The 1166-nt window shown below is 70.1% G+C and carries 1 protein-coding gene; it reads left to right on the forward strand.

What is annotated here, in order from left to right; translation table 11 throughout:
* On the forward strand, positions 1-1166 hold a 1166-nt coding region (locus ACF8ME_RS09030), incomplete at both ends, for an RHS repeat domain-containing protein (protein ID WP_392416091.1).

Genomic DNA, 1166 nt, shown 5'->3' on the forward strand with positions numbered 1-1166 from the left:
CGGGGGCGCCTGACCCGCATCAGCCTGCCCTCGGGCGAACAGGTCCGCCTGGACTACAACGCCAAGGGCAACCGCCTGCTCAAGGTCACCGACCCGCAGGGCCGCAGCCTGCGCCTGCACTACGCCCAATCTTCGGGCGAGGGCAGCTTCACCGGCGTGCAGGCCATCGACACCCCGCTGGGCCGCATCGACTACCGCCACGGCAGCGCACCGTTGCCCGGCAGCACCCAGCCCCAGGCCAAGCTGAACGCCAGCCTCGTGCAGGTCAGCCTCCCGTCGGCCGATGGCCAAGCCCCGGTCCAGCGCCACTACCACTATGAGGACCCACGCCACCCCACCTTGCTCACCGGCATCAGCGTCCAGGGCCAGGGCAGCGACGGCAAGCCCATGGACGAGCGCATCGCCAGCTACGCCTACGGCGACACCGGCCGCGCCACCTTGAGCGTGCGCGGCCCGCCGGACAGCCAGCAGGAAAAAGTCACCCTGGACCTCAGCCAGCCCTGGAAGAACACCCTCACCAACAGCCTCGGGCAAACAACCACCTACCACTACGACACCATAGGCGGGCAATGGCGATTGCTTGAAGTGCGCGGCCCGGGCTGCGCCAGCTGCGGCCCCGGCGACATGCGCTACCGGTACGACGCGCAAGGGCGCCTGACCGAAGCCACGCGGCTCGATCCCGCAGGCCGCCCGCTGGAAGGCACGCGCACCGAGCTGGACCCCTTCGGCCGCCCGCTGGCCGTGTACCGCATCGCCTACACACAAGGCCAAGCCCAGGCCCCGCAGCTGCAGGTGCGCTACGGCTACGGCAAGGACCCCTGGAAGCAATACGCGCCCGAACTCATCGCCCGGCCCAGCGTCGTGCCAGGGCGCGAACACCAGATCCGCATCCGCTACAACAGCAGCCGCCAGCCGCTGCAGATCACCGAGACGGGCTTCAGCCCATTGGATGCCCAGGGCCAGCCCGCAGGCAATGCGGACGGCGCCACGCCCATCGAACGCAGCACGCGCTACCGCTACACCGAGATCAACGGCCGCAGCGTGCTGGTGGACATCGACGGGCCGCTGCCCACCTCGCTGGCAGGCTATGACGACGGAAGCCCGGCGCAGAACGATCTCACGCGGCTGCGCTGGGACCGCAGCGGCAGCCACGTCACGCGCGTGCT

The organism is Delftia sp. WSY_7 (assembly GCF_043104845.1).
In the GTDB taxonomy this organism is placed as follows: domain Bacteria; phylum Pseudomonadota; class Gammaproteobacteria; order Burkholderiales; family Burkholderiaceae_C; genus Comamonas; species Comamonas tsuruhatensis.